The organism is Kineococcus glutinatus (assembly GCF_039542765.1).
Classification (GTDB): domain Bacteria; phylum Actinomycetota; class Actinomycetes; order Actinomycetales; family Kineococcaceae; genus Kineococcus_A; species Kineococcus_A glutinatus.
This window is the reverse complement of the sequence record NZ_BAABIL010000351.1, coordinates 1-5,929: the sequence shown is the minus strand read 5'-3', so window position 1 is coordinate 5,929 and position 5,929 is coordinate 1. Positions and strand designations below refer to the sequence as shown.

The window sequence follows — 5,929 nt, the reverse complement described above, 5'->3', positions numbered from 1 at the left end:
GCCTTCGCCGCCGCCCAGCTCGCCGCGCTGCGCCTGGCGCTGGGCCCGCACAGCCCCTCGGAGGAGGCCGCCCGCTACCGGCTCGGGCTGGCGCCGCGACCGGGGTGGCTGGGCTGAGGCCCCGGCCAGGGACGGCGGGCTGGTCGACCGGCGCAGCACCACCAGCACCCCGGGCGACCCCGACCACGGTGACCGCTGGCCCGCCCGAGGTCACGGGTCGGGCGGCACGGTCGGCGGGCACCCGCACCGGAACCTCGGTCGCGCCAGGTCCGGTTCGGAGCCGGGAACTGCTCGGCCAGCTCGTCCAGCCGGTCGACAGCGCAGGGAACACGAGGTGACCATCTGCCGGCTGGCGCCACCACCCGACCGAGGGCAGCCGGACCACCGCGCCCGCCCCGGCCGCGGAGGGCGCCCGGAGCTGCCGGGGCGGCTGGCTCACGGCCCGTGGGCGCACCCGGCCTCCCCCTGTAGCAAAAGATTGCTACGATCCTCGCATGGGAACGATCAGCCAGCGCGAGCTGCGCAACGACTCCGGCGGCGTCCTGCGCCGACTCCAAGCCGGGGAAAGCTTCACGATCACCGTCCACGGCAAGCCCATCGGCGTCCTGCGCCTGGACCCCGTGCCCACCGGCCCCCAGCGCACCGTCCACCTGGACAACGAGCCCGCCATCCCTGGCCACGCCCTCACCCCCGAGGAGCGGGCCGCCTGGAAGGCCGACATCGCACGGTTCGCCGAGGAGTTCGTCGACGACGACCTCGACGACCCCTACGAGCGCGCCGCCGCCCGCCGCGCCCAGCGCGAGCAGAGCACCGAGGAGCCGGCGGACAAGGAGGTCAAGTGACCGCCGTGCCCCACGGTGAGGGTGCGGCCGTCCGGCGGGCAGACCGGTGAGCAACGGCAAGCTGCTGGACACCAACGTCGTCATCGACGGCCTCCCGGTCGCCGGCCCCACCCACGTCTCGATCGTCACCGTCCTGGAACTGCACGACGGAGTCGCCCTGGCGAAGAACCCGGCCGACAGGGTGAAGCGCAGCCGCAACCTGACCCAGCTCCTCCGGCGCTACACCCCGCTGCCCCTGGACGAGGACGTCGCCGTCGCCTACACCGACATCGTGGCCGCCGTCATCGCCGTCGGCCGCACGCCGAAGAAGCGCCGGAACGACCTGTGGATCGCGGCGACCGCCCTCGTGCACGGCCTCGACGTCTGCACCTCCAACGCGGACGACTACCGCGGCCTGGAGAGCCTCGTCACCGTCGTCACCCCATGACCAGCGCGCAGGCCTCCCCGACGTCACCGAACTGACCGCCGCCCTTCTCGACGCACCACCGGGTGGCTCGCACCGCGCCCTCAGGCGGAGGCCTCGGTCCAGCCGTCGCGGTCGCGCAGCGCGGCCGGCAGGAACCGGGCACCCGCACCGGCGGAGGCGGCCGCGTCGGCGGCGTTCGACAACCGGCAGCGCTGCAGCGAGAGGCAGCCGCAGCCGATGCACGAGCTCAGCCCGTCGCGCAGCGCCTGCAGCGCGGCGATCCGCTCGTCGAGCCGCGCCCGCCACGACCGCGAGAGCCGGTCCCAGTCCGCGCGGGTCGGGTTGCGACCCTCGGGCAGCGAGGCCAGGGCGTCGCGGACCTCCGACAGCGACAGGCCCACGCTCTGCGCGGCGCGGATGAACGCGATGCGGCGCAGCACGGCCCGGGGGTAGCGGCGCTGCCCGCCGGCGGTCCGGAGGGGGTGCAGCAACCCCTCCTGCTCGTAGAACCGCAGCGCCGAGGGCGTGACACCCGCGCGCGCGGCCACCTCCCCGATCGCCAGCGCGTCGTCGGCGTGCACGCGGACCTCCCCCGACCGGTGGGGCGGACCCGGGGCCGGCCCCTCGACCCGACGCGCCCCGGACCTCAAGCGCGCTCGAAGGTCCAGCCTGCCGCCCGCGCCCCCTCCCCGGCAAGAGCACCCGCACCCCGGGCGTCGTCGCCACCGGGACCCGCTGCGGCAGCGGCGATCGCGCGCCACACCCGGTCCCGGCTCATCGGCAGTTCCCGCAGCCGGACCCCGGTGGCGTCGCGCACCGCGTTCGCCAGCGCCGGGGCGACCGGGTTGTACGGCGACTCGCTCATCGACTTCGCCCCGTGCGGGCCGAGCTCGTCGCGGGTGTCGGCGAAGAGCACCTCGGTGTCGGGCACGTCGGCGCAGCGCGGCACCAGGTAGTCGCGCAGCGTCGACGTCACGACCCGCCCCGCGGCGTCGAGGCGCAGCTCCTCCAGCAGCGCCGACCCGATGCCCTGCGCGGTGCCGCCCTCGACCTGGCCGCGGCACTGCGCGGGGTTCAGCACGACCCCCGCGTCGGCGGCCTGCACCGAGCGCAGGATGCGCACCTCCCCCGTCGCGGTGCTCACCGCCACCCGGAAGGCGTGCACGTTGAACGCCACCGACCGCAGCCCCGCGTCGTCGCGGCCCTCGGCGCGCGGGGCGGCACCGGTGTCCCGCACCGCCGCCGCGTGCACGTCGGACAACGGCACCAGCTCCCCGCGCACCCGCACGCCGCCGGGTTCCAGCACCGCCTCCTCGGCCGCCGCCCCGGCCAGCCCCGCGGCCACCGCCCGCACCCGCAGCGCCAGCGCCCGGCACGCCCGCAGCAGCGCCGTGCCCGCGACGACCACCCCGGCGGAACCGAACGCGCCGGTGTCGAAACCCGTGACGTCGGTGTCGGACTGCAGCAGCCGCACCCGGTCCGGCGACGTGGCCAGCGCCTCGCAGGCCAGCTGCACGTGCACGGTGCTCGTGCCGTTGCCGAACTCGGCGGTGCCCACCCGCAGCTCCCACGTCCCGTCCGCCGCCAGCGCCGCCGCGGCCTCCGCCACGTGCCCGCGCGGCGGCACCGTGGCGATCATCGTGGCGGCCATCCCCTCACCGGTGCGCCACTGCTCCCCCCGCGGGGCGGGTGCCCCGCCGCGGCGCAGCGCCTCCTGCGCCAGGTCCAGGCACTGGTCCAGGCCGTAGCTGCCGAACCGCAGCCCGTCGTCGGCGCCGCCCTCGCGCGGGTCCGACGTCACGACGAACGCGTCCCCCGGCGCGACGACGTTGCGCCGGCGCAGCTCGAAGGGGTCGATCCCCAGCTCGCGGGCCAGGTCGTCGAGGGCGGACTCCACGGCGAACTGCACCTGCCCCAGGCCGTAGCCGCGGAACGCCCCCGAGGGCAGGACGTTGGTGTAGACCGCCCGCGCGTCGACCCGCTTGTTGGGGCAGCGGTACAGCGCCACCGACTCGTGGCAGCCGTGGAACACCACCCCGGGGCTGTGGTTGCCGTAGGCGCCGGCGTCGACGAGCACGTCCAGGGCCAGCGCCGTCAACCGGCCCCCGGCATCCGCGCCGACGCGCACGCGGACCCGGAACGGGTGCCGGCACGGCGCGCGGGTCAGCGCCTCGGTGCGGGTGAGCTCCAGCTGGACCGGGCGCCCGGTCCGCAGCACCGCCAGGGCGACGACGTCCTCGACGAGCATCTCCTGCTTGCCGCCGAAACCCCCGCCGACGCGGGCGGTGAACACCCGCACCCGCTCCGGGTCCAGCCCCAGGATCCGCGCCAGCTCCGCGCGCACGAGGAACGGCACCTGCGTGCTGGTGCGCACCACCAGCCGGCCCTCGGCGTCGAGCCAGCCCACCGCCGCGTGCGTCTCCAGGGCGACGTGCGCGACGCGCTGCGTGCGGTACGTGCCGCCCGCGACGGCGTGCGCGGCCGCCAGCGCGGCCTCCACGTCACCCACCCCGCCGTGCAGCGCGGCGACCACGTTGCGCCCCGGGTCGGCGATGCGCGAGGCCGGTCCCTTGTCGCCGTGGACCAGGGGGGCGCCGGGCAGCAGCGCGGCCTCCGGGTCGAGCACCGCCGGCAGCACCTCGTACTCCACGTCCACCAGGTCCAGGGCCTGCTCGGCCAGCGCCCGGGTGTCCGCCACCGCGACCGCGACCCGCTGGGCGTGGTGGCGCAGCACGTCGTCCAGGACGCGGGTGTCGTCGGGGTCGTCGGTGCGGTGGTGGTGCCGCGCCGTGGAGAACAGCACCCCCGGGTCGTCGTGGTGGGTGAGGACGGCGTGCACCCCCGGCAGGGCCAGGGCGCGGGAGACGTCGATCCGCCGGATGCGGGCGTGCGCGTGCGGGCTGCCGAGCACCGCGGCGTGCAGCGGCGGTCCGGGCACGTCACCGGGGGCCAGGTCCAGGGTGTACGGCTCGGTGCCGGTGACGACGCGCGGCGCGGCGGGCGCCGGCAGCGACCCCCCGGGACGGGCATCGTCCGCCGGCGTGCCGCTGGGAACTCCGCAGCCGCTGCCGCGCAGCGCCTCCCGGATCGGCCGGTACCCCGTGCAGCGGCACAGGTTCCCCTTCAGCGCCTCCGCCGGGTCCGCGCGCTGCGCGTCGTCGAGGGCGCTGGCGGTGACCACCGCGCCCGGGGTGCAGAACCCGCACTGGAACGCCGCGCCGTCGGCGAACGCGCGCTGCACCGGGTGCGGCTCCCCCGCCGCGCCCAGCCCGGCCGCCGTGGTCACCGCCCGGCCCGCCACCCGGTGCGCCGGCTGCAGGCACGAGGGCACCGGGGCGCCGTCCACGAGGACGGTGCAGGCCCCGCAGTCACCGGTGTCGCAGCCGCGCTTGACCCCGGTGCGCCCCAGCTCCCGCAGCAGCGTGCGCAGGCACTGCCCGGCCCGCGGCGCCGCCTCGACGGCCTCCCCGTCCACCTCGAACCTCACCGCGCCCCCTCCCCCGCCGCACCGGCGCGGGCCCGCGGCGGGCCGGCCAGCTCCGCGCGCACCTGCTCGGCCAGCACACCCGTCACCGCGCGGCGCCAGTCCGGCGCCCCGTGCGCGTCGTCGAACCACACCGGCACCGCGTCCAGCGCCGCGCGCAGCCGCTCCGGCGGGCAGATCCCCGGGAAGCGCAGCACCAGCGGGCGCGGCACCGCCGCCGTCACCGACAGCACGAACCCGTCCTCGCCCAGGCGGCCCACCACGAGGGACGCCGAGCGCCCGCGGGCGGCCAGCGAGGTGCGGCGGAACGCCACCCGGCTGCGCAGCGCCGCCGCGGGCAGGTGCAGCGAGCGCAGCACCTCACCGCGGGCCAGCTGCGTGCGACCGGGGCCGGTGACGAGGTCGGCCACCGGCAGCCGCCGCTCGGCCCCGCCGGGCCCCCAGACCAGCGCCGTGCCGTCGAGGGCACCGGCCAGCGACGTCATCGCCCCGGCGGGCAGCGCGAGGCAGACGTTGCCGCCCACGGTCGCGGTGTGCCGCACCGCGAAGGAGGCCAGCAGCGCCCGGCAGCACCACGCCAGGAGCGGGTGCGCGCGCCAGCCCGGCCGGGCCGGCAGCCGCGACAGCTCCCCGATCGTGCACGTCGCCGCGACCTCCAGCCCGTCGTCGCCGGCGACCAGCGGCTCCCAGCCGGCGGTGGTGAGGTCGAGCAGGGTGCGCAGGTGCCGCTGCGGCGCGGAGAACAACCACGTGCCGCCTGCGAGGATCGCCGTGCCCTCCTCGGCGAGGGCGTCGAGGTCGCGGCGCGCGCGGACGGCGCGCACCTCGGTGACGGTGTTCAGGTCCACGAGCGGCTCCACGGGCGGCCGCCGGGGGCGGGACGGGGGAGGGTGCGGTGCGGGTGCTGGACCTGCTGGAGGTCGCGGAGCTGGGCCTGCGCGTGCTGCACGGCGGCCCGGCGGAGCTGGCGCGCACGGTGAGCGGCGCGTGCACCGTCGACCTGCTGGAACCGGGCCGCTACGTCGAGCCGGAGCAGCTCGTGCTCACCGGGCTCGTGTGGCGCCGCGACCCGGCCGACAGCGAGACGTTCCTGGCGGCCGCGGCGGCGGCCGGTGCCAGCGCGGTCGCCGCCGGGGAGGGGCTGCTGGGCACCGTGCCCGACGACGTCGTGCAGGCCGCGGCCCGGCACGGGCTGGC

Annotated in this window: 6 protein-coding genes; 3 read left to right on the top strand and 3 right to left on the bottom strand. The window is 77.7% G+C overall.

The features are described 5' to 3' along the window. The first annotated feature begins 494 nt into the window (after positions 1-494). The gene (locus ABEB16_RS22820) at positions 495-842 is read left to right on the top strand and encodes a type II toxin-antitoxin system Phd/YefM family antitoxin (protein WP_425560191.1); all 348 of its coding nucleotides are present in this window, start codon (positions 495-497) and stop codon (positions 840-842) included. A gap of 46 nt (positions 843-888) precedes the next feature. Next, positions 889-1,269, top strand: a complete 381-nt coding sequence (locus ABEB16_RS13415; protein WP_345712749.1) for a PIN domain-containing protein — start codon at positions 889-891, stop codon at positions 1,267-1,269. Positions 1,270-1,349: 80 nt separating this feature from the next. Here the strand turns inward: ABEB16_RS13415 and soxR are convergent, their stop codons facing one another. The 3 genes from soxR to ABEB16_RS13400 form a co-directional block, all read right to left on the bottom strand. After that, a complete protein-coding gene (gene soxR, locus ABEB16_RS13410; protein WP_345712748.1) occupies positions 1,350-1,829 on the bottom strand; it encodes a redox-sensitive transcriptional activator SoxR in 480 nt (159 codons plus the stop codon). A 65-nt stretch (positions 1,830-1,894) separates the two neighbouring features. Beyond that, positions 1,895-4,735 carry a molybdopterin-dependent oxidoreductase gene (locus tag ABEB16_RS13405; RefSeq protein WP_345712747.1) on the bottom strand — a complete coding sequence of 947 codons (2,841 nt, stop codon included), beginning with the start codon at positions 4,733-4,735 and terminating at the stop codon, positions 1,895-1,897. Further along, positions 4,732-5,580, bottom strand: a complete 849-nt coding sequence (locus ABEB16_RS13400; RefSeq protein WP_345712746.1) for an FAD binding domain-containing protein — start codon at positions 5,578-5,580, stop codon at positions 4,732-4,734. Before ABEB16_RS13400 ends, ABEB16_RS13405 begins: the two co-directional genes overlap by 4 nt. Before the next feature lie 47 nt (positions 5,581-5,627). On the opposite strand from ABEB16_RS13400, the gene ABEB16_RS13395 reads away from it, so the two are divergent. Beyond that, on the top strand, positions 5,628-5,929 hold a 302-nt coding region (locus ABEB16_RS13395; protein WP_345712745.1), incomplete at its 3' end, for a PucR family transcriptional regulator ligand-binding domain-containing protein.